The sequence below is a fragment of the Mycobacterium sp. NPDC006124 genome, assembly GCF_040614235.1.
GTDB lineage: Bacteria > Actinomycetota > Actinomycetes > Mycobacteriales > Mycobacteriaceae > Mycobacterium.
Map to the genome: position 1 here is coordinate 355,388 of NZ_JBEXUA010000005.1, position 26,878 is coordinate 382,265.

The 26,878-nt window shown below is 68.8% G+C and carries 27 protein-coding genes and 2 pseudogenes; 10 read left to right on the forward strand and 19 right to left on the reverse strand.

Translation table 11 applies throughout. The annotated features are described in order from the left end of the window. Window positions 1–27 precede the first annotated feature (27 nt). Window positions 28–333 carry a DUF732 domain-containing protein gene (locus ABZ195_RS13700; protein WP_355218458.1) on the forward strand — a complete coding sequence of 102 codons (306 nt, stop codon included), beginning with the start codon at window positions 28–30 and terminating at the stop codon, window positions 331–333. A 39-nt stretch (window positions 334–372) separates the two neighbouring features. Beyond that, window positions 373–1,053, forward strand: a complete 681-nt coding sequence (locus ABZ195_RS13705) for a hypothetical protein (RefSeq protein WP_355218460.1) — start codon at window positions 373–375, stop codon at window positions 1,051–1,053. Between the two features lie 63 nt (window positions 1,054–1,116). Here ABZ195_RS13705 and ABZ195_RS13710 read toward each other — a convergent pair whose 3' ends face one another. Further along, a complete protein-coding gene (locus tag ABZ195_RS13710) occupies window positions 1,117–1,479 on the reverse strand; it encodes a helix-turn-helix domain-containing protein (RefSeq protein WP_355218462.1) in 363 nt (120 codons plus the stop codon). Window positions 1,480–1,549: 70 nt separating this feature from the next. On the opposite strand from ABZ195_RS13710, the gene ABZ195_RS13715 reads away from it, so the two are divergent. Beyond that, window positions 1,550–2,746: an MFS transporter gene (locus tag ABZ195_RS13715; protein ID WP_355218562.1), complete on the forward strand. Its 1,197-nt coding sequence runs from the start codon at window positions 1,550–1,552 to the stop codon at window positions 2,744–2,746. A gap of 11 nt (window positions 2,747–2,757) precedes the next feature. Here ABZ195_RS13715 and ABZ195_RS13720 read toward each other — a convergent pair whose 3' ends face one another. The 6 genes from ABZ195_RS13720 to yajC form a co-directional block, all read right to left on the reverse strand. Beyond that, complete coding sequence (locus ABZ195_RS13720) at window positions 2,758–5,064, reverse strand: RelA/SpoT family protein (protein WP_355218564.1); 2,307 nt, start codon at window positions 5,062–5,064, stop codon at window positions 2,758–2,760. Between the two features lie 81 nt (window positions 5,065–5,145). Next, a complete protein-coding gene (locus tag ABZ195_RS13725) occupies window positions 5,146–5,685 on the reverse strand; it encodes an adenine phosphoribosyltransferase (protein ID WP_355218464.1) in 540 nt (179 codons plus the stop codon). Then, entirely contained in the window at window positions 5,682–7,334 is a 1,653-nt protein-coding gene (locus tag ABZ195_RS13730) for an ABC transporter substrate-binding protein (RefSeq protein ID WP_355218566.1), read from the reverse strand. The genes ABZ195_RS13725 and ABZ195_RS13730 overlap by 4 nt, the downstream gene beginning before the upstream one ends. A 9-nt stretch (window positions 7,335–7,343) precedes the next feature. Beyond that, entirely contained in the window at window positions 7,344–8,621 is a 1,278-nt protein-coding gene (gene secF / locus ABZ195_RS13735; RefSeq protein ID WP_355218466.1) for a protein translocase subunit SecF, read from the reverse strand. 4 nt (window positions 8,622–8,625) lie between these two features. After that, a complete protein-coding gene (gene secD, locus ABZ195_RS13740) occupies window positions 8,626–10,473 on the reverse strand; it encodes a protein translocase subunit SecD (protein WP_355218468.1) in 1,848 nt (615 codons plus the stop codon). A gap of 76 nt (window positions 10,474–10,549) precedes the next feature. Then, window positions 10,550–10,936: a preprotein translocase subunit YajC gene (gene yajC, locus ABZ195_RS13745; RefSeq protein WP_355218470.1), complete on the reverse strand. Its 387-nt coding sequence runs from the start codon at window positions 10,934–10,936 to the stop codon at window positions 10,550–10,552. Between the two features lie 363 nt (window positions 10,937–11,299). On the opposite strand from yajC, the gene gabT reads away from it, so the two are divergent. Further along, window positions 11,300–12,640, forward strand: coding sequence for a 4-aminobutyrate--2-oxoglutarate transaminase (gene gabT / locus ABZ195_RS13750; protein WP_355218472.1), 1,341 nt, complete (start codon window positions 11,300–11,302; stop codon window positions 12,638–12,640). 2 nt (window positions 12,641–12,642) lie between these two features. Beyond that, on the forward strand, window positions 12,643–14,076 hold the full coding sequence (locus tag ABZ195_RS13755) for an aminobutyraldehyde dehydrogenase (RefSeq protein ID WP_355218474.1): 1,434 nt from the start codon (window positions 12,643–12,645) through the stop codon (window positions 14,074–14,076). On the opposite strand, the gene ABZ195_RS13760 is transcribed toward ABZ195_RS13755, so the two are convergent. Continuing rightward, a complete protein-coding gene (locus ABZ195_RS13760; protein WP_355218476.1) occupies window positions 14,077–14,691 on the reverse strand; it encodes a hypothetical protein in 615 nt (204 codons plus the stop codon). A gap of 627 nt (window positions 14,692–15,318) precedes the next feature. Here ABZ195_RS13760 and ABZ195_RS13765 point away from each other — a divergent pair. Further along, window positions 15,319–16,143, forward strand: a pseudogene (locus ABZ195_RS13765) (GGDEF domain-containing protein); the annotation flags it as partial. Between the two features lie 32 nt (window positions 16,144–16,175). Here ABZ195_RS13765 and ABZ195_RS13770 read toward each other — a convergent pair. From ABZ195_RS13770 to ABZ195_RS13795, 6 genes are read right to left on the reverse strand one after another with little or no spacing between them, the layout of a single operon-like run. Beyond that, entirely contained in the window at window positions 16,176–16,562 is a 387-nt protein-coding gene (locus ABZ195_RS13770; RefSeq protein ID WP_355218478.1) for a DUF1304 domain-containing protein, read from the reverse strand. Between the two features lie 25 nt (window positions 16,563–16,587). Continuing rightward, complete coding sequence (ruvB, locus tag ABZ195_RS13775; RefSeq protein WP_355218480.1) at window positions 16,588–17,655, reverse strand: Holliday junction branch migration DNA helicase RuvB; 1,068 nt, start codon at window positions 17,653–17,655, stop codon at window positions 16,588–16,590. A 3-nt stretch (window positions 17,656–17,658) separates the two neighbouring features. Further along, entirely contained in the window at window positions 17,659–18,249 is a 591-nt protein-coding gene (gene ruvA / locus ABZ195_RS13780; protein ID WP_355218482.1) for a Holliday junction branch migration protein RuvA, read from the reverse strand. Then, window positions 18,246–18,800: a crossover junction endodeoxyribonuclease RuvC gene (gene ruvC / locus ABZ195_RS13785; RefSeq protein WP_355218484.1), complete on the reverse strand. Its 555-nt coding sequence runs from the start codon at window positions 18,798–18,800 to the stop codon at window positions 18,246–18,248. Before ruvC ends, ruvA begins: the two co-directional genes overlap by 4 nt. A gap of 53 nt (window positions 18,801–18,853) precedes the next feature. Beyond that, window positions 18,854–19,219, reverse strand: coding sequence for a hypothetical protein (locus ABZ195_RS13790; protein ID WP_355218486.1), 366 nt, complete (start codon window positions 19,217–19,219; stop codon window positions 18,854–18,856). A gap of 8 nt (window positions 19,220–19,227) precedes the next feature. Beyond that, the gene (locus ABZ195_RS13795; protein WP_355218488.1) at window positions 19,228–19,848 is read right to left on the reverse strand and encodes a TetR/AcrR family transcriptional regulator; all 621 of its coding nucleotides are present in this window, start codon (window positions 19,846–19,848) and stop codon (window positions 19,228–19,230) included. A 65-nt stretch (window positions 19,849–19,913) separates the two neighbouring features. Between ABZ195_RS13795 and ABZ195_RS13800 the strand changes: the two genes are divergently transcribed. Genes ABZ195_RS13800 through ABZ195_RS13810 form a run of 3 tightly spaced genes read left to right on the forward strand, consistent with a single transcriptional unit; the run spans window position 19,914 to window position 21,856 of the window. Further along, window positions 19,914–20,747, forward strand: a complete 834-nt coding sequence (locus tag ABZ195_RS13800; RefSeq protein WP_355218490.1) for an alpha/beta hydrolase — start codon at window positions 19,914–19,916, stop codon at window positions 20,745–20,747. Window positions 20,748–20,756: 9 nt separating this feature from the next. Further along, window positions 20,757–21,200 carry a VOC family protein gene (locus tag ABZ195_RS13805; protein ID WP_355218492.1) on the forward strand — a complete coding sequence of 148 codons (444 nt, stop codon included), beginning with the start codon at window positions 20,757–20,759 and terminating at the stop codon, window positions 21,198–21,200. Then, the gene (locus ABZ195_RS13810) at window positions 21,200–21,856 is read left to right on the forward strand and encodes an NAD(P)H-binding protein (protein WP_355218494.1); all 657 of its coding nucleotides are present in this window, start codon (window positions 21,200–21,202) and stop codon (window positions 21,854–21,856) included. Before ABZ195_RS13805 ends, ABZ195_RS13810 begins: the two co-directional genes overlap by 1 nt. A gap of 3 nt (window positions 21,857–21,859) precedes the next feature. Here ABZ195_RS13810 and ABZ195_RS13815 read toward each other — a convergent pair whose 3' ends face one another. Next, entirely contained in the window at window positions 21,860–22,615 is a 756-nt protein-coding gene (locus tag ABZ195_RS13815) for a YebC/PmpR family DNA-binding transcriptional regulator (RefSeq protein WP_355218496.1), read from the reverse strand. 60 nt (window positions 22,616–22,675) lie between these two features. After that, window positions 22,676–23,299: a TetR family transcriptional regulator gene (locus tag ABZ195_RS13820; RefSeq protein WP_355218498.1), complete on the reverse strand. Its 624-nt coding sequence runs from the start codon at window positions 23,297–23,299 to the stop codon at window positions 22,676–22,678. A gap of 63 nt (window positions 23,300–23,362) precedes the next feature. Between ABZ195_RS13820 and ABZ195_RS13825 the strand changes: the two genes are divergently transcribed. After that, a complete protein-coding gene (locus ABZ195_RS13825; protein WP_355218500.1) occupies window positions 23,363–25,102 on the forward strand; it encodes a CocE/NonD family hydrolase in 1,740 nt (579 codons plus the stop codon). Here the strand turns inward: ABZ195_RS13825 and pdxT are convergent. The 3 genes and pseudogenes from pdxT to ABZ195_RS13840 form a co-directional block, all read right to left on the reverse strand. Then, window positions 25,099–25,680: a pyridoxal 5'-phosphate synthase glutaminase subunit PdxT gene (gene pdxT / locus ABZ195_RS13830; protein ID WP_355218502.1), complete on the reverse strand. Its 582-nt coding sequence runs from the start codon at window positions 25,678–25,680 to the stop codon at window positions 25,099–25,101. The two genes, ABZ195_RS13825 and pdxT, sit on opposite strands and share 4 nt — an antisense overlap. Then, window positions 25,677–26,525 (reverse strand): acyl-CoA thioesterase II, encoded by an 849-nt coding sequence (gene tesB, locus ABZ195_RS13835; RefSeq protein ID WP_355218504.1) that lies wholly within the window; start codon window positions 26,523–26,525, stop codon window positions 25,677–25,679. The genes pdxT and tesB overlap by 4 nt, the downstream gene beginning before the upstream one ends. Window positions 26,526–26,539: 14 nt before the next feature. Continuing rightward, window positions 26,540–26,878 (reverse strand): annotated as a pseudogene (locus ABZ195_RS13840) (pyridoxal 5'-phosphate synthase lyase subunit PdxS); the annotation flags it as partial.

Here is a 26,878-nt window from a genome sequence, read left to right on the forward strand (position 1 = left end):
CCCGACCACAGAACGGGGGAAGCCACGATGACATCGATCCTGCGCATCATGGCGCCCATCGAGCTCGTCCTCGGCATCGGCCTGCTTAGTGCACCGACTGCTGCCGCGGATCCGGCGAGCTTCCTCGACGAACTCACCGTCAACGACGTGTGGCTCCCGGGGAGGAGCGCCGACGAGGTCGTCGCGGCCGGCTATGCGACGTGCACGGATCTACGCAACGGAGTCTCGGTGCTCGACGCGATGGACGACGTCGAATCGACCTATCGGTTCAACCAGGGAACGCTGTTCGTCAGCGCCTCGTCGACCAATCTCTGCCCCGACTTCGCGGGCTAGCCAGTTCACGCCCATCTCCAACTCTCCAGGAGTCGAACCATGCAATTCACCACATCGGCACGGGCCAAATTACTGGCGGCCGCGTCGGCCGTCGGCGTCATCGGCGCACTCACTTCGGCGATCCCGGCGCAGGCCGCAGATCCCAACTGCACGTTCGTTCGCGACATCCTCACCGTCAATCGCAAGGACGGCACGATGCTGATCGTCCAAGCGCAACCCGGCGGCAAGGCGGTCGGCCCGAAAGCCACCCTCTACGTCACCCAGCAGACCCCCCTGGGGGACACCGACGTACTGAGCAGAGGAACTGCCGGTGGAGCGATACCCGCCCTGGGCGCCATCGTGGAGTTCACCTTCGGCGCTCCGGGCCGAGCGGAACGCTACTACGGCGTCATCACCGACAGAGGCGCAGTCCAGGGCACCGACGGCATCGGTTGGTCGTCCCCCGAGGGTGCGGTCACCTGCACGAAGGACGGATCCGGCGGCGGCGCGAAGACCGCCACCGTGCTTCAGCCCACGGACGTCTACGACGCGCCGAACGGTGCGGGTCGGCCGTACACGGATTCCACCGGCCGCAACCGGTTCGTGTCGAGGGGCAAAGTTCAACTCGTGGCGCCGGAACTCTGCGACGCCGCGACCAATTGGTGCCGCATCGTCCCGCCGTCCGGGGTGAACGGCAAGGCCTTCATCTACATCGGCGACGACCTCGGTACCTATCCGTAGCCGTGTCAGCCGAATCTTCGACCTAGCAGGACGTCTCGGGCTGACCGCACCGCGGCGACCGACCTAACCGCCGACGCGCGCCGTCGATTCCCGGTTCGCGCTCTCGACGATCGAGTCCAGCAGCCCGGGTACGGCGGCGTCGACCTCGTCGACCCGCAACCGCTGATGAGTCTGCCCGTCGATCACCAGACGCTCGGTGATACCGGCTTCCCGCAGGGTCTTGAAGTGATGCGTGGCCGTCGACTTGTTGATCCCGTCGTAGAGCTGGGCGCACTTCATCGGTACACCCGTATTGCGAAGGCGCCGAACCATTTCCAGCCGAACCGGATCGGCGAGGGCAACCAGGAGCTGCTGAACGCCCGCCACCGGACCGGTCGGGTCCGGCGTCGGGGTCGTGTTCTGCGTCACGGCCGGTTTGATGTTCATCTAACCGAGCGTACTCTCGAACGGGTTCGACGTCGGTCGAACCGCACGTCGAGAGGATGTCGTGACAGCGATCGCAGCCAACCGGCTCGTCAGCGAAACCCAACGTGGGGCCTACACGCTGCTGCTGGTCCTCAGCGGTGTGGCACTGGGCGTCTCGGGCCTTCCCGCGCCGCTCTACGGAATGTACGAAGAGCAGTGGCACATGTCCCCGCTGGCCACCACCCTGGTCTTCGCGGTGTATGCCGTCGCCGCCCTCGGCGCAGTCTTGGTGTCCGGCAAGATCTCCGACGTCGTCGGCCGCAAGCCGGTATTGCTCGCCGCGCTGGTGTTGATGATCGTGGGACTCGGCGTGTTCCTTATCGCCGACGACATGGCGATGCTGATGGTCGCCCGCATCATCCACGGCGCGGCCGTCGGGTCGATCGTCGTGGCGGGCGCTGCGGCGCTGCTCGACCTGCGTCCCCACCACGGCGTCAGATCCGGTCAACTCAGCGGTGTTGCGTTCAACATCGGGATGACCGTCGCGATCATCGGCTCGGCGCTGCTGGCGCAGTACGCACCACACCCGATGCGCACGCCGTACGCGATCGTCGCGGGCATCTGCGTCCTCCTGGGCATCGGCCTGCTCGCCCTGCGAGAGCCGCACCTCTCGCGCACCCGCGGACCGATCCGCATCGCCAAGCCCGCGGTGCCTGCCGCGATCCGCGGCGACTTCTGGTTCGCCGCGCTCGGCGTGACCGCGTCGTGGTCGGTGCTCGGCGTGCTGCTCTCGCTCTACCCGTCGCTGGCCGCCCAGCAGACGCACGTCCACAACCTGGTGTTCGGAGGCGCCGTCGTGGGAACGACGGCGTTCTCGGCCGCGATGTCCCAGCTGTTCTCGACGCGCGTGCCCGCACGGATCTCGGCCATCGTCGGCGATGTCGGCATGGCTCTCGCTCTGATCCTCACGGTGCCCGTGTTGGCAACGCACAGTTGGCCTTTGGTGCTCATCGCCGCAGCGGTACTCGGTGCGACCTTCGGGCTGGGGTTCGGCGGCTCGCTACGGCACCTGTCGCACGTCGTCCCGGCGGACCGGCGCGGCGAGACCATGTCGGCCTTCTACCTGATCGCCTACACCGCGATGGCGGTGCCCACCATCATTGCCGGCTGGGCCGCGACGCGCTGGCCGCTCGGGTCGGTCTTCCCGTGGTTCGCCTACGCGGTGGCCGTCGCCTGCCTGGTCGCCGCGGGAGTGGGGGCGTTCACCACCACCCGCGCCTCACGGTGACGGTGGGCTTGCTAAGCGGCTGAGGTCACGCGGTAGACGTCGTAGACGCCCTCCACGTTGCGGACCACGTTCAGCACGTGGCCCAGATGCTTGGGGTCGCCCATCTCGAAGGTGAACCGGCTGATCGCCACCCGGTCGTTGGACGTCGCCACCGAGGCCGACAGGATGTTCACCTTCTCGTCGGCGAGCACCCGCGTCACGTCCGACAGCAGCCGGTGGCGGTCGAGTGCCTCCACCTGGATGGCGACCAGGAACACCGAGGACGGCGACGGTGCCCATTTGACGTCGATGATGCGCTCGGACTGCTCCTCCAGCGAGGTGGCGTTGGTGCAATCGGTGCGGTGCACGCTGACGCCACCGCCCCGGGTCACGAAGCCGAGGATGTTGTCACCGGGCACCGGGGTGCAGCACTTCGCGAGCTTGGTCAGCACGCCCGGCGCGCCGGGCACCGCGACCCCGACGTCCTCGCTGGTGCGCTGCCGTACGGGCATGGTGGCCGGCGTCGACCGTTCGGCGATCTCGTTCTCGGCCTCGTCGTCACCACCGAGCTGGGCGACCAGCCGCTGCACGACGTGTCGCGCCGAGACGTGTCCCTCGCCGACCGCGGTGTACAACGACGACACGTCGACGTAGCGGAGCTCCCTGGCCAGAGCCGCCATCGACTCGGCATTCATCAAGCGCTGCAACGGAAGTCCGCCGCGACGCACCTCCCTGGCAATGGCGTCCTTGCCGGATTCGAGAGCCTCCTCTCGGCGTTCCTTGGCGAACCACTGCCGAATCTTGGCCTTGGCCCGCGGCGACACCACGAAGGTCTGCCAGTCCCGCGACGGACCGGCGTTGAGCGCCTTGGAGGTGAACACCTCGACCACTTCGCCGTTCTCGAGCTTGCGCTCCAGGGCCACCAGCCGCCCGTTGACCCGTGCGCCGATGCAGCGGTGCCCGACCTCGGTGTGCACCGCGTAGGCGAAGTCCACCGGGGTCGACCCAGTCGGCAGCGTCACCACGTCACCCTTGGGGGTGAAGACGAAGATCTCCTGCACCGCGAGGTCGTAGCGCAGCGACTCGAGGAACTCACCCGGGTCGGCGGCCTCCCGCTGCCAGTCGAGCAGCTGCCGCATCCAGGCCATGTCGTCGATCTCGGCAGCGGCGTTGTTGGCCGGAACTCCGTTGCGGCCCTTGGCTTCCTTGTATCGCCAGTGAGCGGCGATGCCGTACTCGGCGGTGCGGTGCATGTCGCGGGTGCGGATCTGCACCTCCAGCGGCTTGCCCTCCGGCCCGACCACGGTGGTGTGCAACGACTGGTACACGCCGTAGCGTGGCTGGGCGATGTAGTCCTTGAACCGGCCCGCCATCGGCTGCCACAGGGAGTGCACCGCGCCGACCGCCGCGTAGCAGTCCCGGATCTCGTCGCACAGGATCCGGACGCCGACCAGGTCGTGGATCTCGTCGAAGTCACGGCCCTTGACGATCATCTTCTGATAGATCGACCAGTAGTGCTTGGGCCTTCCCTCGACGGTCGCGTTGATCTTCGAGGCGTTGACGGTGTTGGCGATCTCGGCGCGCACCTTGGCCAGGTACGTGTCGCGCGACGGCGCCCGGTCGGCGACCAGCCGCACGATCTCCTCGTACTTCTTGGGGTGCAGGATCGCGAACGACAGATCCTCGAGCTCCCACTTGACCGTCGCCATACCGAGTCGATGAGCAAGGGGCGCAATGACTTCCAGCGTCTCGCGGGCCTTGCGCGCCTGCTTCTCCGGCGGCAGGAAGCGCATCGTGCGCATGTTGTGCAACCGGTCGGCGACCTTGATCACCAGCACCCGGGGGTCACGCGCCATCGCGATGATCATCTTGCGGATGGTCTCGCCCTCGGCGGCGTTGCCCAGGACGACCTTGTCGAGCTTGGTGACGCCGTCCACCAGATGTCCGACCTCCACGCCGAAGTCGGCGGTCAGCGCCTCCAGCGTGTAGCCGGTGTCCTCCACGGTGTCGTGCAGCAGCGCCGCGACGAGCGTCGTGGTGTCCATGCCGAGTTCGGCGAGGATGTTGGCCACCGCCAGCGGATGGGTGATGTAGGGGTCACCGGAACGGCGCAGCTGGTCGGCGTGCCGGAGTTCGGCCACCTCGTAGGCGCGTTGCAGCAACGCCAGATCGGCCTTCGGATACACCTCGCGGTGGACGGCGACCAACGGTTCGAGGACCGGGTTCACCGCGCTGCGCTGAGAGGTCATCCGGCGCGCGAGCCGGGCCCTCACCCGCCGCGACGCGCTCGAGGACTTCGAGTTCTCCGGCGCAGCCTGATCGGGCGTGATGACGGGCATCGGCTGCGTCTGAGTCAGGGCATGATCGTCGGCCACCGTGCTCACCTCCTGACCCGTGACGCTATTCGTCGAGGATAAACGCTAAACCACGTAGAGACTGGTGACCGCCGTGTCCGGCAGCTTCGCCCGCCCGCCGAGGGCGGGCAACTCCAGCACGACCGCGCCACCGGCCACCGTCGCGCCACCCGCCTCCAAGAGGGTCACCGCCGCCGCCATCGTGCCTCCGGTGGCGAGCACGTCGTCCACCAGCAGAACGCGCAGCCCGGTCAGTTGCATTCCGTCGGCCGGAATCTCCAGGGTGGCGCTGCCGTATTCCAGGTCGTAGGTCTCACGGTGCACGGGAGGGGGCAGCTTGCCGCCCTTGCGGATCGCCAGCACGCCGGTGCCGAGGCGGATCGCCACGGCGGCACCCAACAGGAAGCCCCGTGCGTCGATACCCGCCACCAGGTCCACGTCACCCGCCACGGCGGCCAGCGCGTCGGTCACCGTCGCCAACCCGTGCGCGTCGGCCAGCACCGGGGTGAGGTCCTTGAACTGAATGCCGGGTTCGGGAAAGTCGGGCACCTCGCGCATCAGCGACTGGATCACCGCGCCGACGTCACCGCCGGTCGACTCGCTCATCGGCTCAACGCCCAACGGTCCACGTTCCACCCCGCACCCCATCGCGTCGGACTGCTGTTCACCGCGGTCATCTTCGACGACGTCAGCAGAGTTCGCTGCTGACGGTACAGCGGCAGGGTGGGCATGTCGTCCCACAGTACGGGCGCGCCCTCCCCCAGCAGCCGTGCGTACTCCTTCGGGTCGGCCGTCACGGCCAGCGCACCGATGACACCGTCGACCTGCTCATTCGCGTAACCGGACAGGTTGTTGCCGTTGCCGCTGAACAGGTCATAGGCATCCATCGCCGACGAACCCGACGACCCACTGCCCGCCGCACCACCGGTGCTCGCCAACAGCACGTCGATCTGGTTCTGCCGCAACGACTCCGGACCGATCGAGTCCGACGCCGCATCGGTGACCGTGATGCCCGCCGGCGCACATGCCTTGGCGATTGCACCCACGTTTGCCGCCAGTCGGGTGTTCGGACTCTGGTAGCCGATCCGCACCGTCAGCGGGTTTCCGCCGAGCGCCTCGCGCGCCGCCACGGGGTTGGAGGTGCTGAACCGGCCGCCTTCGGCCACGTTCTCCGCGGCCGTCATCGAGTCCTCCGTCGTCGGATTCAACCGGCTGTTGGAGATCGGCACCTGTGCGTTCGCGGCGATCGCGTCGCGCGGGGTGCACGACGCGAGCGCCCGACGGGCCGCCGGATCGAGCAGTGGACCACTCGGCGCGAAGATCAGTTGCTCGATACCGGCCGACGGGCTGTCGGTCCGCACGTAGTCGCCGGGCAGGTTCAGCACGCCCGAGGATCCCGCCGCCACGTCGACGACGTCGTACTCCCCCGAGTTCACCCGCTCCTGGACGTCCGCGCCGCGCGGCCACACGGTGATCGTCCCCGTCACCGGTTTCGTGCCCCACCACTTGTCGTTGGCGACCAGCACGACCGCACCGTCGTCGCGGACCGAGCTCAGCTTGTAGGGCCCCGACGACGGGAAGCGCTTGAGGTCCACACCGGGGCTCAGGTTCCAGACGGTGTTCCACGACTGGGCGATGCGTTCGATCCGGGGCACGTCACCGGACTGGATGGCGGCGGTGACGGCGCCGTCTCCCTCGCCCAGCTCGTCGGCGATCACGTGCGACGGCATCATCGCCGTCGCGGCGAACAACTGGCCGAAGTCGACGAACCCACGGTCCTGGGCGAAGGACACCCGGGCCTTCTTCTGCCCCGGCGCGCAGTCGACGCTGGCGATGTCGCCGTACCCGGCTCGGCTGGCGGCGTCGAAACCGGGGAACCGGCCGGACTGGGCTGCCCACGCCAGCACCATGTCGTCACACGTGACGGGCTTGCCGTCGGAGTAGACGGCATCGTCGTCGATGACGTAGTCCAAGACCAGCGGCGCCCGACCCACCACCGAGATGGTGCCGAAGTCACGGTCGCCGACGACCTGGCCCTCTGGCCCGTGGTAGTTGAATCCGGTGAGCACGCGTGCGAAGGCCTGCGGACCGGCCGACGCCGCGCCTGCCACCGTATTGGTGTTGTAGGTGGTCAGGGTGCCGTCGACGGCGTAGTCGATCTCGTCGGCCGGACCGCTCGCGCACGAGGACAGGCCCAGGCAGCCGACCAACGAGACCACGGCCGCCAGGATCGAGACCCGCCGGGGTCGGACCATCATCGAGGCTTACCGCCTGGTGTTCCGCTTACCCGACGGCCTGCCGGTGGGACGGCTCGGCTTGACACCAGGGGCGGGCTTCTCGGGCGCAGGGGTGGCCGCGACGGACACCTTCTCCGGCTCGGCGTCGGACACCGGGCTCGCCGAGTCCAGCGCACCCGAGCCACGACCCTTGCGTCGGTTCATCACTCGGCGGGTGTGGGACTTGACCAGATCGGTGCGCTCACGCATCGCCACCAGCAGCGGGGTGGCGAAGAAGATCGACGAATAGGTGCCGACCACGACGCCGACCAACTGCACCAGTGCCAGGTCCTGCAGGGTTCCGACGCCGAGCAGCCAGACCGCGACGACGATCAGCGCGAGGATCGGCAGCACCGAGATCAAGCTGGTGTTGATCGACCGCATGAACGTCTGGTTGATCGCCAGGTTGGCCTGTTCGGCGAAGGTCCGTCGGGTCGTGTGCTCGAAGCCGTGCACGTTCTCCTCGACCTTGTCGAACACGATGACCGTGTCATAGAGCGAGAAGCCAAGAATCGTCAGCAGACCGATGACCGTCGCGGGCGTGACCTCGAATCCGACCAGTGAGTACACCCCGGCGGTGACGGAGAGGTCGAACACCAGCGCCGCCAGCGCGGCCGCCGCCATGTACCGCTCGTAGCGCACGGCGATGTAGGCGGAGACGAGCACGAGGAAGACCACCAGCGCGATAAGCGCCTTCTTGGTGATCTGGTCACCCCAGGTGGACGACACGTCGGAACTGCTGACCTCGTCCTTGCTGGGCTGACCGTTGGCCGCCTTGGGCTGGAACGCGTCGAACAGAGCGGTACGAAGCTTCTCGTTGTCCGGGTTGCTCAGCTTCTCGGTGCGGATTTGGATGGTGGCCGAGGCGCCGTTGCCGACCTGCACCACCGACTCCGGGGCCGCGCCCAGGGTCTTGCTGAACACGTCCTCGACCTGCTGGGTGGTCACCTGGCCCTGTGCGCCCGTCGCGGGCATGGCCACCTTGGTGCCGCCCTCGAAGTCGATGCCGAAGGTGAAGCCGCGGATGAGGATGCTGGCGAGGCAGATCAGGACGATCGCAGCGCTGATGCCGAACCACAGCTTGCGCTTGCCGACGACGTCGAACGCACCGGTGCCCGTATAGAGGCGGACGAAGAAGTTGTGCCGCGGTGCCCCGGAGGACCCCGTACCCAGTTCCTCGGCAGCAGAGGCGTCGTCGAGTTCGAGCGCTGCGCCCTCGTCCGTCACGTCGTCCTGGGGTTCCTGCTTGGATTCGTGCTTGGCCATGTGGCTACCTCCCTCCCGCTGACGTGGCGGCGGCCCGGCGCTCCCGAGCGATCTGCTGCACCGCACCGAGACCGTTGAATGCCGGCTTGGACAACATCGCAGACTTGGACGCGAGGAACACCAGTGGCCAGGTCACCAGGAACACCACGACGACGTCGAGGATGGTGGTCAGGCCGAGGGTGAACGCGAAGCCCTTGACCTGTCCGACCGCCAGGACGTATAGCACCGCGGCGGCCAGGAAGCTGACCGCGTTGCCCGACAGGATCGTCTTGCGCGCACGGGCCCAGCCGCGGGGCACTGCCGAGCGGAACGAACGGCCCTCGCGGATCTCGTCCTTGATGCGCTCGAAGAACACCACGAAGGAGTCGGCCGTCGTGCCGATGCCGATGATCAGACCGGCAATGCCGGCCAGGTCCAGCGTGTACCCGATGTACCTGCCGAGCAGCACCAGGATGGCGAAGACCATCAAGCCCGAGGCCACCAGCGACAGCGCGGTCAGCACGCCGAGCACGCGGTAGTACAGCAGCGAGTACAGCAGCACCAGCCCCAGGCCGATCGCGCCGGCGATCAGGCCGGCCCGCAGCGAGGTCAAACCCAGTGTCGCCGATACGGTTTCGGCCTCAGAGGACTCGAAGGACAGCGGCAGCGAGCCGTACTTCAGGACGTTGGCCAGCTCACGGGCCGAGTCCTGGGTGAAGTTACCGGTGATCTGGGTGCGGCCACCGGGGATCGCCTCGTTGATCTGCGGCGCGCTGACCACCTGCGAGTCGAGGGTGAACGCCGTCTGCGTCCCCACGTTCGCGGCGGTGAAGTTGGCCCAGACGTCGGCGCCCTGGCTCTTGAACTGCAGGTCGACGACGTACTCGCCGCGCTGCTGGTCCAAACCGGAGGACGCGCTCTCGATCTGCTCGCCGCTGATGATCGACTTGTCGAGCAGGTAGACCTCCTTGTGATCCTGCGAGCAGGTCACCAGGGGCAGGTTCGGGTCGTCGTTACCAGCCAGCACGTCCTCGTCGTTGCAGCGCGTCGCCTGGAACTGCAGGGCCAACAGCTGGATCTGCTGATCGGCGCTCTGCCGCAGGGCCTTCTCGTCGGAGATCCGCTGCGCCAAATTCGCACCCTTGGGTTTGGGGTCGGGCTTGGCGGGGCCACCGGGTGCGGGCGCACCCGGGGCCGGGGCGGGCGACGGAGCGGGCGTGGGGGCCGGCTCCTCGGGGAACGGCCGCGGCTGCGGGGCCGGTTCGGCCGGCGGCGGCTCGGCGGGAGCGGGGGCGCCGGCGGGAGGCGCGGTTGCGCCCTGGCCGTCCTGGCTGGGCGGCACGATCGGTGCGCCCGGCTCCGCGGGTGAGATCAGGGGCGGCATTCCCGGTGCGCCAGGGGCTCCCGGCGCTCCGGGCAGGCCGGGAATGACGCCGGGCGCGCCCTGCGGCGCACCGGCGGGCGCCTGCTGTCCCGGCGGGGTCTGACCCGACGCGGGGATGGCGTGGATCACGGGCCGGATGTAGAGGCGAGCGGTTTGTCCGAGGTTGCGGGCCTCGTTGCCGTCGTTGCCGGGCACCGTGATGACCAGGTTGTCGCCGTCGACGACCACCTCGGAGCCGGACACGCCGAGACCGTCGACGCGGGAGCTGATGATCTCCTGCGCCTGGGCCAGCGATTCACGGGTGGGAGGGGTGCCGTCCGGGGTCCGGGCGGTCAGGGTTACGCGGGTGCCGCCCTGCAGATCGATGCCCAGTTTGGGCTTCGCTTGCTTGTCTCCGGTCAGGAACACCAGCAGATACGCACCGATGAGCAGAACCAGAAAAAGCGTCAGATAGCGGTAGGGATGCACCGGCGCCGAAGGCGATGCCACGTTCTTGGTTCTCCTCAGATCGGTACGTCAACCCGCAAAGAGTACGTGGTTGCGCTGTGTGCTCAGCCGTCAGTCGTCAGGTGAGACGGTCCGGGTCGGACCTGACCTCGGTACCGGTGCCGGGCCGGTCGAGCTCGCGGGCCGCCGATCCCTCGACTACCTCGGTGCCGTCCTGGACGGTGTCGTCCTCGTCGTAGTCGTCCTCGTCGACCGAGGTCTTCTCCTTGACGGCGAGCTTGAGCATGGTGACCACGACGCCGGGGGCGATCTCGAGGTCGACCTTGGAATCGGACACCGCGGTGATGGTGCCGAACAGCCCCGCCGTGGTCATGACCTCGTCGCCGGCGGTCAGAGAGTCGTGCAGGTTGATGGTCGCCTGCATGGCCTTCTTCTGCTTGCGCGACGCGAAGAACATGAAGGCGCCCATGACGACGAGCAGCGGGACGAAGATGGCGAGATCCATGTCAACTCAAACTTTCGTATCGATTTCGGTCGTGACTCCCCGGAACGGACGCGAACACACGGGGGCCCAGTCACCGACCAGTGTGCCATCACCGCGGCCTCCAACCGACCCGCCCCTTCGGCGCGAGCAGGAGGTTAGGACCACTAAACTCTGGTTTCGTCGCGGGAGGCCGTGGATACCACCGAAAGCAGCGCAGAACCGTCCGGTGACAGACGTTCTCCCCCGTGGGGTCGGGTTCGCGCCGAGGTTTCCGTTCGTGTCGGTCGACCGGCGGCTAGGCTTCGACCAGACATTCCAAGGTCGCCACCCCGCATTCCCTCCCCTACCTCCACGACCAGCCAACCCCTCCGCAGGAGTCATGACGTGAGCACCATCGACCAGAGTCGCCACCTCGCCACCGCCATTCCCGGCCCCAAGTCGTCGGCCCTGGTCGACCGCAAGAACGGCGCCGTCGCGCGTGGCGTCGGCACCACCATGCCCGTCTACGCCACGCGGGCCGGCGGCGGCATCGTCGAGGACGTCGACGGCAACCGCCTCATCGACCTGGGATCCGGCATCGCCGTCACCACGATCGGCAACGCCTCACCCCGCGTCGTCGAGGCCGTCGCCGCCCAAGCCGCTCAATTCACCCACACCTGCTTCATGGTCACGCCCTACGAGGGGTACGTCGCGGTGTGCGAGCACCTCAACCGGTTGACACCCATCGCGGGCGAGGCCCGCTCGGCCCTGTTCAACACCGGATCCGAGGCGGTGGAGAACGCCGTCAAGATCGCCCGCACCTACACCGGCAAGCAGGCCGTCGTCGCCTTCGACCACGCCTACCACGGCCGGACCAACCTGACGATGGCGCTGACGGCGAAGTCGATGCCCTACAAGCACGGTTTCGGTCCGTTCGCGCCGGAGGTCTACCGGGCGCCGATGTCCTACCCCTACCGCGACGCCGAGTACGGCAAGGAACTCGCCACCGATGGCGAACTGGCCGCCAAGCGCGCGATCAACGTCATCGACAAGCAGGTCGGCGCCGCCAACCTCGCGGCGGTCATCATCGAACCGGTGCAGGGCGAGGGCGGCTTCATCGTGCCCGCCGACGGCTTCCTCCCCACGCTGCTCGACTGGTGCCGCGAGAACGACGTCGTCTTCATCGCCGACGAGGTGCAGTCCGGCTTCGCCCGCACGGGCGCGATGTTCGCCTGCGAGCACGACGGCATCGAGCCCGACCTCATCGTCACCGCCAAGGGCATCGCCGACGGGTTGCCGCTGGCGGCCGTGACGGGCCGCGCCGAGATCATGGACGCACCCCACGTCGGCGGCCTGGGCGGCACCTACGGCGGCAACCCGATCTCGTGCGCCGCCGCCCTGGCGACCATCGAGACCATCGAGGCCGAGGGCCTGGTGGCCCGCGCCCGCGAGATCGAGACGTTCATGAAGGAACGCCTCGGCCGGATGCAGGCCGACGACGACCGCCTCGGCGACGTACGCGGCCGTGGCGCCATGATCGCCGTCGAATTGGTCAAGTCCGGCACCACCGAGCCCGACGCGGAGCTGACCAAGGCGCTGTGCGCCGGTGCGCACGCGGCCGGTGTGATCGTGCTGTCGTGCGGAACCTACGGCAACGTGCTGCGCTTCCTGCCGCCGCTGACGATCGGTGACGACCTCCTGGAGGAGGGTCTGGACGTTCTCGCGCTCGTCCTCAAGGACCTCTGAGCGTGACCACCACCGTCAAGAACTTCGTCGGCGGTGAGCTGGTCGACTCGGTGAGCGGCGCGACCATGCCGTTGGTCGACCCCAGCACCGGGGAGCGTTACGGCACGGCGCCGGTGTCGAACCAGGAGGACGTCGACCGCGCCTACGCGGCGGCGGCCGCGGCCTTCGGCGACTGGAAGCGCACCACGCCCTCGGCCCGGCAGAAGGCGTTGCTCGACTTCGCCGACGACGTGGAGCGGGCCGCCGAGGAGCTGGTGGCCGCGGAGGGCCGCAACACGGGCAAGCCCAATCACGTCACGCGGGTCGAGGAGCTCCCCCCGATGGTCGACCAGATTCGCTTCTTCGCCGGCGCCGCACGGGTTCTCGAAGGCAAGTCGGCCGGGGAGTATCTGGCCGACCACACGTCCTGGATCCGCCGCGAGCCCGTCGGCGTCGTCGGGCAGGTGGCGCCGTGGAACTACCCGATGATGATGGCGATCTGGAAGTTCTGCCCCGCCGTCGCAGCCGGCAACACCGTGGTGCTCAAGCCCAGCGACACCACCCCGGTCACCACCGTCATGCTCGCTCAGTTGGCGGCCAAGCACTTCCCGCCCGGCGTGCTCAACGTCGTCACCGGCGACCGGGTCACCGGCGCCTCGGTCGTGGGGCATCGCACGCCGGCGATGGTGTCGATCACCGGATCGGTGGAGGCCGGTCGCGCGGTGGCCGTCAGTGCCGGTGGGCACCTCAAGCGCACGCATCTCGAACTCGGCGGCAAGGCGCCGGTGGTCGTGTTCGGCGACGCCGACGTCGCGGCCGCCGCCGCGGGCATCGCCACCGCCGGCTACTTCAACGCCGGGCAGGACTGCACGGCGGCCACCCGGGTGCTGGCGCACGAGTCGATCGTCGACGACCTGACCGCGGCCCTGGCCGAGCAGGCCGGCGAGGCGGTGACGACGTTCGGCAGGACCGACGACGAGGACGCGTGGGTTCCCCCGGTCAACAACGTCGACCAGATGAATCGCGTCCTCGGCTTCCTCGACGACGTTCCCGACCACGCGACCGTCGCCGCGGGTGGACACCGTCAGGGCGACGCCGGTTTCTACGTCGCGCCGACGGTCATCGGCGGCCTGCGGCAGGACGACCGGCTGGTTCAGTCCGAGGTGTTCGGCCCCGTCATCACGGTCCAGTCGTTCGCCGACGAGGCCGACGCGCTGGAGTTGGCCAACGGCGTCGAGTACGCCCTGGCGTCATCGGTGTGGACCAGGGACGTCTCGACGGCCATCCGGATGTCCAACGCGCTGGACTTCGGGTGCGTGTGGATCAACACCCACATCCCGTTGGTCGCCGAGATGCCCCACGGAGGCTTCAAGTCCTCCGGCCACGGCAAGGACCTGTCGATGTACGGCCTCGAGGACTACACCCGCATCAAGCACGTCATGGTCTACACCGGCTGACTAACGGCCGAGCGTGCCGGTTTGCGTCATCGGCGGCGTTCCGGGGCGGTGCATGACGGTCGTCGGTTGCTCGCCGTCGTCGAGGTGCTCGGCCCGGTCGGCGGTCGCGCGCCGTTGGGCGTAGTCGACGTCGCGGACGCTGCGCACCGACAGTCGCCCCACGCCCATCGCACCCAGGAACACGATGAGGGCGCCCAGACCGTGGAAGTACGTCAGCTCGAGCCAGGCCGCCTTGGTGTCGGTCTGCGCGACGGGGCGTCCGATCTCACCGATCGTCAGCGTCGTGGCCATCACCCGTCCGATGACGAACCACGCGCCGGCGACGACACTGAGCCAGCCGCCGATCATCGCCGTCGCCCGATTACGCGACGTCAGCAGCAGAACCCCACCGACGACCGCGACGGCCCCCGGCAGCACCTCCAGCCAGCCCCGCGCGTTCGTCCACGACGAGCCGACCCCGGGGTCGTAGGCGAAGTCGAACAGCGGTCCGACGAACGGGACCAGCGCGCCCCACAGCCCGAACAGGATGATCAGCAGTCCACTGGCCGCACCGCGACTTCGCGGAATACGCATCCTGCCGCCCTGGACGTCTTCGTGTGCGACGACTTGTGGCATGTCGACCTCCTCGTTCGCCCCGGAGTACCCATCTCTACGGCGAAATCAACCCTCCGACGGCGGTCATCTTGGCGACCCCAGCGAAGGTTGCCAGGAGCGAGGAGTGAGGCTGGTTTGCCCGCTCGACGCGTCGTGTCGGGGCTCGTCGAGCAGTCGCCACCGCCGAGTCGGCAACGCGGACAACCGTTGCCCACCACGGCAGATTCGTCACCCGCGATGATTCGAGGACCCGCCACGCCGCAGCGCCCCCGTGGCGCCGGGAGACGCTTCATGGCGGGATCTCGTCGACCTCCGGCAAACAGTCGGCAGTTCTTGTACGATCCGGCTGGGGAGTTCGTCACTTGAGCTGAGATCACGCGTGTGACGGCTGAGGCACACGACTGGCAAGGGCGAACAGGCAACGTGGAGTTCATGGGCCGCTGGTGGCGGCAGCCCGATCACTACCAGTGGCTGTCTGCGTACCTGGCCGTCCGCAACCTCCAGAGGTTCACGCGATACATGATGGCGGTCATCGTCGCGGCGCTGGGCGCGGTGCCGGTGTTGATGCTGTTCACTCCGGCGGGCCCGCAGGCCACGGCCGCCCGGGTGGCGTGCATCGCGGTAGCGGTCGGCTGTGCGGTGATGGCCATGCTGTGGGCAGCGAGGTGGCCCAGCCGCAACCAGTCCGCAGTGTTCGTGGCCGTCGCCAATGCCTCCGTCGCGGCGACGTGCCTGCTCGCCTTCCAGCCGGGCAGCGGAATCCAGGGTGTGACGGCGTTCGCCGCGCTGGCCGGTTACGTCGCGTTCTTCCACACCGCCCGCTATCTGGCCCTGACCCTCGCCGCCGCCGTCGCCACCGCGCTCGCGTGCGCCGCGCAAATCGTCGCCGCCGGTGACGCGCCCCTGGCTGCGAGCAGTCTGCTGATCCTTGGTGCCGGCGTGCTGGCGGTGCCGTTCAGCGTCCAGGTGCTGGTACACACGCTCGGCGTCGACGCCCTCAACTCCGACGTCGACCCCCTGACCGACCTGCCGAATCGGCGCGCCTTCCGGCGGTCGGTGCGCATTCTGGCCGCCGAGTCGAGCCGGGACGGATCGGCCCACATGTCCGTGGTCATGGTCGACCTCGACGACTTCAAGCGCATCAACGACACCGCCGGGCATGCGGCCGGTGACCAGACGCTGGTGGCGGTCGGCGGCATCCTGCGCAATATCCGCCGGGGCGACTCAATCGCCGCTCGGATCGGCGGCGAGGAGTTCGTCGTCGCCATGTCCGGGGACCGTGGGGATGCCGTCGGACTGGCCGAACGGATCCGCCGCGAGATCGCGCACGCACCCATGCGGGTCACCGCAAGCATCGGCGTGGCGAGCGCGTCGTTGCACCGGGTACCGTCCCGCGACCTGGTCAACCACGTCGACTGCCTGGTCGAATCGGCCGACCGCGCGATGTACCGGGCGAAGCGCTCAGGCGGCAATCGGGTCCACGTGGTCGGCCACCCGCGCGACGCCTACGTCGAGAAGCCGACGGCGAGCAATGCGACGGCCAACAACGGGAACGCCCCCTGGATGACCGCCGAGCGAGCCTTGGCTGGAGCCGACGCGAGGAGCACCACCGCGGCCGCCAGCATCGACCCGACGCCGGCGAAGAGAAGCGCGGCCCCGACACGAGTGCCACCGGAGATCGTGAACCCCACGCCCACCGCGGTGACCACGGCCAAGAAGAGGTTGTAGAACCCCTGGTTGAACGCCATCAGCTTGGTGGTCTCGGCTTCCTCGGCCGTCGTGCCGAAGGCCGCCCGGGTGCGCGGCGCGGTCCACCGGAACGCCTCGAGAATCCAGATGTAGACGTGCAGGAGGGCGGCCAGCCCCGCGCAGATGACTCCAGCCGTGATCATGGTGGTTCGTGGGTCCGTTCCGTCGTCAGTCGTAGAGGGCTTGCTGCCCGAGTCCCATGACACCGCTGGGCGGCGTCATGCCCAGATGCATCCAAGCCTGACTCGTCGCCACCCTGCCACGCGGGGTCCGAGCGATCATGCCCGCCCGTACCAGGAACGGCTCGCACACCTCTTCGACGGTCGTCGCCTCCTCGCCGACGGCCACCGCCAGGGTCGACACGCCGACTGGGCCACCGCTGAAGCTGCGCGTCAGAGCACCCAGCACGGCGCGGTCGAGCCGGTCCAGCCCCAGCTCGTCCACGTCGTATACCGCCAGGGCGGCCTTCGCTACGTCGCGCGTGATCACCCCGTCGGCGCGAACCTCGGCGTAGTCGCGCACCCGGCGCAGCAGCCGGTTGGCGATTCGTGGCGTGCCGCGGGAGCGCCGGGCGATCTCGGCGGCGGCGTCGGCGCCAACCTGGATGCCGAGGATGCCCGCCGACCGCGTCAGCACCCGCTCCAGTTCGGCGGGCTCGTAGAAGTCCATGTGGGCGGTGAACCCGAAGCGATCGCGAAGCGGACCCGTCAGCGCACCCGATCGCGTGGTGGCCCCGACAAGCGTGAACGGAGCGACCTCGAGCGGAATCGACGTCGCGCCCGGGCCCTTGCCGACGACCACGTCGACGCGGAAGTCCTCCATCGCCAGGTAGAGCATCTCCTCGGCGGGACGTGCGATGCGGTGGATCTCGTCGATGAAGAGCACGTCGTGCTCGACGAGGTTCGACAGCATGGCGGCCAGATCCCCGGCGCGTTCCAGCGCGGGCCCGGAGGTCAGCCGCAGCGACGTGCCGAGCTCGGCGGCGATGATCATGGCCAGCGAGGTCTTGCCGAGGCCGGGCGGCCCCGACAGCAGGATGTGATCGGGTGTGCCACCCCGGTTCTTGGCCCCCTCGAGCACCAGCTGCAGCTGTTCACGCACCCGGGGCTGGCCGATGAACTCCTTCAGCGAACGGGGTCGCAGGCTGGCGTCGACGTCGCCCTCCCCGACCGTCAGGGCGGCGGACACCTCGCGGTCGGTGGTGTCCTCGTGATCGTCGGAGTCGAATCGGCCCACGCGCTAATTCTTCCCCAGCATGGACAGCGCAGCGCGCAGCGCGCTCGACGTCGTGGCCTCGGGGTCCGCGGAGAGCACTACGGTCGTGGCCTCCTCGGCTTGTTTCACCGGGAAGCCAAGTCCGACGAGGGCTTCGACCACCAGTCCGCGGACGGCGTGCCCGCCGACGGCGGCGCTACCGCCGGTCGCCGCGACCGTTCCGATCTTGTCCCGAAGTTCGAGCACCATGCGTTCGGCCCCACGCTTGCCGATGCCGGGCACCCGGGTGAGTGCGGTGACGTCACCGTCGGCCAGCGCCTGACGCAGCGTCTGGGCGTCGTAGACGGCGAGGGTCGCCAACGCGATCTTGGGCCCCACGCCGGATACCGAGAGCAGGACGGTGAACAGGTCCCGCGACTCGGCGTCGGCGAAGCCGTAGAGCGTCATCGAGTCCTCGCGCACGATCATCGCGGTGACGAGCCTGGCCTCGGCGCCGCGACGCAGCGTCGCCAGCGTCGTCGGCGTGGTCAGCACCTTGTAGCCGACTCCGGCGGCCTCGATGACGGCATGGTCGAGGGCGATGTCGAGGACCTCTCCCCGCACCGAGGCGATCACGTCGCCGCCTTCAGCCGGGCCTTGTACTTGCGGCGTTGTTCGGCGGCCAGCGCCTCGGCCTCGGCCATGCGGGCGATCATCGGCGCCCGCCAGCAGTGGCAGATGGCCAGCGCCAGCGCGTCGGCGGCATCGGCGGGTGTCGGTTTGGCTTGCAGCGCAAGGATTCTGGTCACCATCTCGGTGACCTGAGCCTTGTCTGCGCGACCGTTGCCCGTGACGGCGGCCTTGACCTCACTCGGCGTGTGGAAGTGCACGTCGATGTCGCGCCTGGCGGCGGCCAAGGCGATGACGCCACCCGCCTGCGCGGTGCCCATCGCAGTGTTGGCGTTGTTGTTGGCGAAGACCCGTTCGATCGCGAGCACGTCGGGCCGGTGGGTGTCCAGCCAGTGCTCGACGGTGTCGCTAATCGTCAGCAACCGCTTGTGCAACGGCTGGTCCGAGGGCGTCCGGACCACGTCGACGTCGAGGGCGATCACCTTGCGGCCGCCGCCGGTCTCGATGACCGACAGACCACACCGTGTCAGCCCAGGATCGACGCCCATCACCCGCACTGCGACTCCCTACGACGACGCGCTGCCGACGGTACGAACAGCTGTTCGATACCTTAACGGCTCCGGTACGGGTCAGGGGTCAGCGACATGCCCGCCTCGCCGGGCTCACCCTCGGGCGGGCGTGGCACGGACAGTTCCTCGACGAGTTCGACCATTCGTCGCCGAGACGCGGCCAGACCCTTCACCTTCTCCGACCGTACGACCTTGCCCCGTCGTCGGATCTTGATCGTCCACGGCGAGAGGTTGGTCAGTTTCGCCACCAGCCAGACCGGCCAGCCGATCACCACGAATACGGTGTAGAGCGCCGCGATCCAGAACAGCGGACCCGCGTCGTCGGAGGACCACAGGCCCTCACCGAAGGGCCACCAGCTGCGCCGAACGGTCCAGCGCACACCCTCGGCATCGCGACACCACCGCATTCCCGCATTCAATCAGAGGTGCTGTTGGCGTGGGGGCGCGCGGATTCGGCCTCGGCGGTCAGCGCCACGCCGCGGTATCGGGCACCGAGGACCCGGCCGACGGCGCGCAGCGGTTCGACGTCACGCAGGCTGCGGGCGAGGATGAACGCGCCCTCCAGCGCGCTGACCACGGTGACCGTCAGGTCGCGGGCGGCGTCGGACGGCACGCCCCGCGAGGCGAAGTAGGCGGTGCCGCCCTCGACCCATCCGGTGAAGACTGTCGCGGTCGCCTCCCGGAGTTCGTCGACCGTGTCGGCGACTTCGGCCGCCACGCTGCCCACCGGGCACATGTTCGCGTAGCCGGTCTCGGCCATGTCGGTCGCGGCCTGGCCGAACACGGCCTCGAGGCCGTCGCCCAGATCGTGGTGGGGCGCCATCAACGTGGGGATCAGCAGTCCGTAGGCGGCGCCCGCGTCGACGAGCGCCTCCCGGGCGATCTGGGTCTTGCCGCCCGGGAAGTGGTGGTAGAGCGACCCGATGGGGGCGCCGGATGCGGCGACGACGTCCTTCATCGCCACCGCGCCGAACCCCTTGACCCGCATCAGTTCCGCGGTCGCGGTCACGATCGACTCCCGCGTGGACCTTGCCATCGTCGCCTCCTCGGACCACACTAGAGCGCACGTTCTAGAACAGTGATTCTAACGGAGGTGCGGCCATGCAGTCCGTCGAACTGACCGCAGGCACGATCGAATACCGACAGGAGGGCGACCCGACCGGTCCCCCGGTGGTGTTGCTGCACGGGCTCCTCATGAACGACGCCCAGTGGAACCTGGTGCTACCCCTTCTCCCCGGCGGCTTCCGGTATCTGCTGCCGGTGCTGCCGTTGGGTGGCCACCGCGTCCCGATGCGCGAGGACGCCGACCTCACGATGCCCGGCATGGTGGCCCTGGTCGCCGACTTCCTCGACGCCCTCGACCTCGTCGACGCCGTGCTCGTGGTCACCGATTGGGGCGGGCCGCTCTTCCTCACCGACGCCGGACGCGACCACCGCGTGCGGCGGTTGGTCGTCTGCCCATCGGAGGCGTTCGACAACTTCCCGCCCGGCCTGCCCGGCAAGGCCACCCGGGTACTGACCCTCAGCCCCGCGACGGTGTCGCTGGCGATGCGGCTCCTCTCGGTCGACTGGTGGCGGCGGCGTTATCTGCTGTTCGGGATGATGGCCAAGAAGCCCATCCCCCAGCCGATCGTCGAGAACTGGTTCGCCCATGCGCTGCAGAACCCGGCGCTGCGTCGAGACCTGATCAAGTACGCAAGGACCCGGTTCGACCCGCGGGAGTTGGTGCGGGCCACCGAGAGCCTCGCCCGCTTTCGAGGCGACGTGCTGATGCTGTGGAGCCGCAATCCGGTGATGCCCGATGCGCACGCCCACCGGCTGGCCGAGTTGACCGGCGCCACCCTGCGCTACGTCGACGACGCCCACGTGCTCGTCATGCTGGACCAACCCGAACAGACCGCCCGGGCGATCGGAGCCTTCCTCGCAGGGGGATAGCTTGGAGGGGTGACCGATCCTCACTCCCGCCTCCCACGCTTCCACCTGGCGGTGCCCGTCGACGACCTCGACGCGGCGCGGCACTTCTACGGCACGGTGCTGCACCTGGAGCAGGGCCGCAGCGCGGAGTCGTGGGTCGACTGGAATCTGCACGGCCACCAGTTCGTCACCCACCTGGCTCCCACGGGCCCGACCCGAACGCACAACCCGGTCGACGGTCACGACGTCCCGGTCCCGCACTTCGGGTTGCTGCTCACCGTCGACGAATTCCACCGCCTCGCCGAACGACTGCGTGCTCACGGCACCGAGTTCGTGATCGAACCGTATCTGCGCTTCGCGGGCCTACCCGGTGAGCAATGGACGATGTTCCTACTCGATCCGGCGGGAAATGCGTTGGAGTTCAAGGCATTCGCCGATGATTCTCAAGTATTCGCAACGAAGGAGAGCAACTGATGCGCGTCGTCATCGCGGGCGGACACGGCAAGATCGCCCTGATCCTGGAGAAGCTGCTCGCCGATCGAGGCGACTCGGTGGCCGGCCTGATCCGCAACCCCGATCACGCGGGTGACCTGGAGGCCGCGGGCGCCGAACCCGTCGTCGTCGACCTGGAGAACGCGACGGTCGACGAGGTTGCCGGGCACCTGCGCGACGCGGATGCGGTGGTGTTCGCCGCGGGCGCAGGCCCGGGAAGCGGGATCGAGAGGAAGACCACGGTCGACCGCGACGCGGCCATCCTGCTGGCCGACGCCGCCGAGAAGGCCGGAGTCCACCGCTACCTCATGGTCTCGGCGATGGGCGCCGACGAACCCGACACCGGCGACGACGAGGTGTTCACCGCGTATCTGGCCGCCAAGGCGGCCGCCGACGCGGCGGTCCGCGAGCGGTCGGCCCTCAACACCACCATCGTGCGACCCGGCGGGCTCACCGACGACCCAGCCAACGATCGCGTGCGTGTGGCGGAATCAACCGGTCGTGGCACCATCCCGCGCGCCGACGTCGCGGCGATGCTGCTGGCACTGCTGGACGCCCCCGCCACCGGCGGGGTGACGTTCGAGCTCGTCGCCGGCGACGCCTCGATCGCCGAGGCGGTCGCGGTACTGACGCCCTAGCGGTCAGTCCTCGTCGAGTTGGGCGGCGACCTCGTCGGAGATGTCGACGTTGGTCCAGACGTCCTGCACGTCGTCGCTGTCCTCGAGGGCGTCGACCAGCTTGAGCACCTTGCGGGCCCCCTCGACGTCGACGGGCACCGACACCGAGGGCTGGAAGCTGGCGTCGGCCGAGTCGTATTCGATGCCGGCGTCCTGCAGCGCAGTGCGCACGGCCACCAGGTCAGTCGGCTCGGAGACGATCTCGAAGGTGTCGCCGTGGTCGACGACGTCCTCGGCACCGGCGTCGAGAACCGCGGTCAGGACGTCGTCCTCGGTCAGGCCGTTCTTCTCCAGCGTCACCACGCCCTTGCGGGTGAACAGGTAGGACACCGAGCCGGGGTCGGCCATGTTGCCGCCGTTGCGGGTCATCGCGATGCGCACCTCGCTCGCGGCGCGGTTCTTGTTGTCGGTGAGGCACTCGATGAGCACGGCCACACCGTTGGGCCCGTAGCCCTCGTAGGTGATGGGCTGCCAATCGGCGCCGCCCGCCTCTTCCCCGCCACCGCGCTTGCGGGCCCGTTCGATGTTGTCGTTGGGGACCGAGGTCTTCTTCGCCTTCTGGATGGCGTCGTACAACGTCGGGTTGCCCGCCGGGTCACCGCCACCGGTCCGGGCCGCCACTTCGATGTTCTTGATCAGCCGGGCGAACTCCTTGCCGCGGCGCGCATCCTTGACAGCCTTCTGGTGCTTGGTGGTGGCCCACTTGGAATGGCCGCTCATGCAGGTACTACCTCTTCTTCTCTACTGCGAAGTTGGTGCTCTATGGCGAAGTCCGATCGATCAGTCTACGTGCTGCGACGTCGGTTCGACCGCGAGCTCCCCTTCGACGTAGTGCTGCAGATTCGGGCCCACCGCACCGACGAGCTCGTCGTCGGTCATCGAGGCGATCGGTTCCACCCGCCACACGTATCGCATCAGCGCCAGACCCATCATCTGCGACGAGATCAACCCGCTGCGCACCGCGCGGTCGCGGTCGTCGGCGCCCAGCCGGGACACGCCCATCAGGCTGCCCTCGACGATGCGGCGCAGCTTCTCCCTGGTGGACTGCTCGTGCGCGGCGGTCAGCAGCACCGCGCGCAGCACGGGCCCGATCTCGTCGTCGGCCCACGCGCTCAACATCAAGCGCAGAAGCGCGGCCCCGAGCTCGTCGGGCGCCGTGTTCCAGGTCGCCGCAACGGCGTCAAGCCATCGCTGCGGCGGCGTCGTCGCAGCGTCGAGCAGCCCCTCCTTGGAGTCGAAGTAGTGGTAGATCAGGGCGGGGTCGACGTCGGCGGCCCTGGCAACGGCCCGCAGGGTGGTGCCCGCCCACCCGTGGGTGGCGAATTCGTCGCGGGCGGCGGCCAGGATGCGCCCCGACAACACGCCCCGCTCGTCGCGAGGACCGGGCGAGGTCTTCTTCGGCATTCCGGAAGCCTAGCAAGAGTTTCCCCTTGCGTTGAGACTATGTCTCAACGTAGCGTGAAACTCATGTCGCCGACGCTTCTCAACGGCCCGCAGACCACCGGCCGGGACTATCGCCACCTCAGCGAGCCGACGCATCGCGTCCGCCACGACCACGACCTCGCCGTGCCGATGCGCGACGGCGTCGACCTGCTGGCCGACGTACACCGCCCCGACGCCGACGGGCGCTTCCCGGTGCTCATCGCCGCCTCCCCCTATCCCCGCCAGATCCAGAACCTCGGCGCGCCAATGGGATTCGTCGAGGCCGGCGACACCGACTTCTGGGTGACCAGGGGTTACGTCCACCTCATCGCCAACGTGCGCGGTACCTGCGGCTCCGGGGGCGAGTTCGGCTTCTTCGACGCCCAAGAACGCCGGGACATGTACGACCTCGTCGAGTGGGCCGCCGCCCAGCCGTGGTGCGACGGCAACGTCGGCATGATCGGCATCAGCTATTTCGCCATGACCCAACTCGAGGCCGCCGTCGAACGCCCGCCGCACCTCAAGGCGATCTTCCCGCTCGCCGTCACCGCCGACCTGTATGACTCCGCCACCCACCACGGATTGACCAGTTCGTCGTTCATCACGCCGTTCCTGTCCATGGTGGGGCTGACTTCGGAGCGCAGCAGCGCGTTCTGGCGGAGTCCGCCACTGGACGTGGCGCGCAAGGTATTGCACGCTCCCCCGTTGCACCGCCGGTTCGGCACGATGAACGGCGAAGCGGCCGTGACCGTGCTGCGCCAGATGCTCAAGCTGCCCCACGACCCGCACCCGTGGGACGACCTGTGGCTGGACGTCATGGTGAAGCACCCGGTACGGGATGCCTGGTGGGACGACCGGGATCTCACCGGCCTGCTCGACCGGATCGAGGTGCCGGTGTACCTCGGTTGCGACTGGGAGAACGTTCCGCTGCACCTGCCGTCGACCTTCGTCGCGTGGAGGGCGTTGGCGCACAACCCGAACGTTCGCATGGGGATGCTGGGGCGATTCGGCCTGACCTGGCCGTGGGAGAGCCTCCACACCGAGGCGCTGGCCTGGTACGACCACTGGCTCAAGGGCCGTGACACCGGAATCATGGACGGGGCGCCAATTCGGTACGTGCTACCCGGCGCTGACGGCTGGCGCACCGCCGACCAGTGGCCACCCGCGGAGTCGAGGCTGACCGAGTGGGCGTTGCGCGCCGACGGAGTGCTGGCCGTCGATGAGGGCACCGCCGGGGCGAGGGAACTGATGGCGCTCGGCGGCGGTCTCGGCCGGGTCGCGTCCAGCCCCGTCGACCCGCCCGCGCTGCTGTCCTGGACCAGCGCCCCGTTGCCGACCGCGCTCGACCTCGTAGGCAACGTGGAACTTCGAATGACCGCGGCGGCCACCGCCGCCGACACGGCGTGGATGGCGACGCTGCAGCACGTCGCTGCGGACGGCACCGTCGAGGACGTCACGGCTGGCTGGCTGCGGGCCAGCCTGCGAGACGTCGACGAGGCCGCCAGCACCCCCGGCGCCCCGGTGCTGCCGTGCCGAACCGCGGTGGCGGTGCCCGTCGGCCAGGACGTAGAGTATCGAATTCCGTTGGTGGCCAACGCCCGTCGATTCGCGGCCGGCGACCGCATCCGGTTGACCGTCACCAGCGACGATCAAAATCCCGAGACGCCCGCCATCATGGGATTCCGGCACGCCACCGTCGGAACCAGCAGCGTGAACACCATCCGATCCTCGTCGCGGCTCGTCCTCCCAACGCTCCCCGCCGACGACGCCGGCACGAACCGCTAGAGGGAGTCGACGAAGAGGCGGTGCACGCGCCGGTCGCCCGTCATCTCCGGATGAAACGCCGTGGCCAGCGTGCGGCCCTGGCGCACCGCGACGGGATGCCCACCGGCCCGCGCCAGCACCTCGACCGAGGGTCCGACCCGCTCGACCCACGGGGCCCTGATGAACACCGCGTGCACCGAACCGTCGAGCCCGTCGAAGGCGACGTCCTCCTCGAAGGAGTCGACCTGTCGACCAAAGGCGTTGCGCCGCACCGTCATGTCGATTCCGCCCAGCGGCAGGGCCTCGCGGCCCGGCACTCCGGCGTCGGCGATCTCGCTGGCCAGCAAGATCATCCCGGCGCACGATCCGTAGGCGGGCATGCCGTCGGCGAGCCGGCCGCGCAGCGGTTCCAGCAACTCGAAGTCACGCAGCAGCTTGCTCATCGCGGTCGACTCGCCACCCGGGATGACCAGCGCGTCCACCGAGTCCAGTTCGGCGCGCCGTCGCACCGTGACCGCTTCGGCGCCGGCCTCGGTCAAGGCCGCCACGTGCTCCCTGGTGTCACCCTGCAGGGCCAGCACGCCGACGCGGACCGTCACGTGGCGGACGGGCTGACGTCGCGCACGTAGCGGGTCAAACCCTCCTGCATCACCGAGGCGACCATCTCGCCGTACTGGTTGAAGAGCTTGCCCTCGGTCAGCGAACGGCCACCGCACGCCGACGGCGACGACTGGTCGTACAGCAGCCATTCGTCGGCCCGGAACGGCCGCATGAACCACATCGCATGGTCCAGCGAGGCGACCATCAGGTGCTTGCGCTCCTCGACGTGGTTGACCTGCGCCGAGCCGAGCAGGGTCAGATCGCTCAGGTAGGCCAGCGCACAGATGTGCAGCACCGGGTCGTCGGGCATCGGGTCGCGGTGCCGGAACCAGACCTGCTGCTGGGACGCCTTGCCGGGCAGGAACGTCATCTGGTCGCGCGGCACGATCCGGACGTCCCACTCGTCGAACTGCCGGAAGCTGGCGTCGTCGAACACCTTGCTCGCCGACTTGAAGTCGGGGATGTCGTCGGGTGGTGGCGCCGCGGGCATGACGTCCTGGTGCTCGATGCCGCTCTGGTCGGTCTGGAACGACGCCGACATCGAGAAGATCGTCTCGCCGTGCTGGATCGCCGAGACACGGCGCGTGCAGAACGACCCGCCGTCGCGTAGCCGTTCGACGCTGTAGACCGTGGGGGACCTCGCGTCGCCGCCGCGCAGGAAGTACCCGTGCAGCGAGTGCACCTGGTACTTCGGGTCGACGGTGCGGACCGCCGACACCAAGGACTGCCCCGCGACGTGGCCGCCGAACGTGCGCTGGAGGAATCCCGACTCAGGGCTGAACACCCCGCCGCGGTAGATGTTGACCTCGATCTGCTCCAGATCGAGGATCTCTTCGATCGCCACTCGTCGTCCGCTCGCTACCAGCCGCGCTCGGCGAGCCGGTGCGGCTGCGCGATCTCCTCGACGTTGATGCCGACCATGGCCTCACCCAGCCCGCGCGACACCTTGGCCAGCACGTCGGGGTCGTCGTAGAAGGTGGTGGCCTTCACGATCGCCGCGCCCCGCTCCTCGGGGTTGCCCGACTTGAAGATCCCCGACCCCACGAAGACACCCTCGGCGCCGAGTTGCATCATCATCGCCGCATCGGCCGGGGTGGCGATGCCGCCGGCGGTGAACAGCGTCACCGGCAGCTTGCCGGCCCGCGCCACCTCGGCCACCAGATCGTAGGGCGCCTGCAATTCCTTTGCCGCGACGAA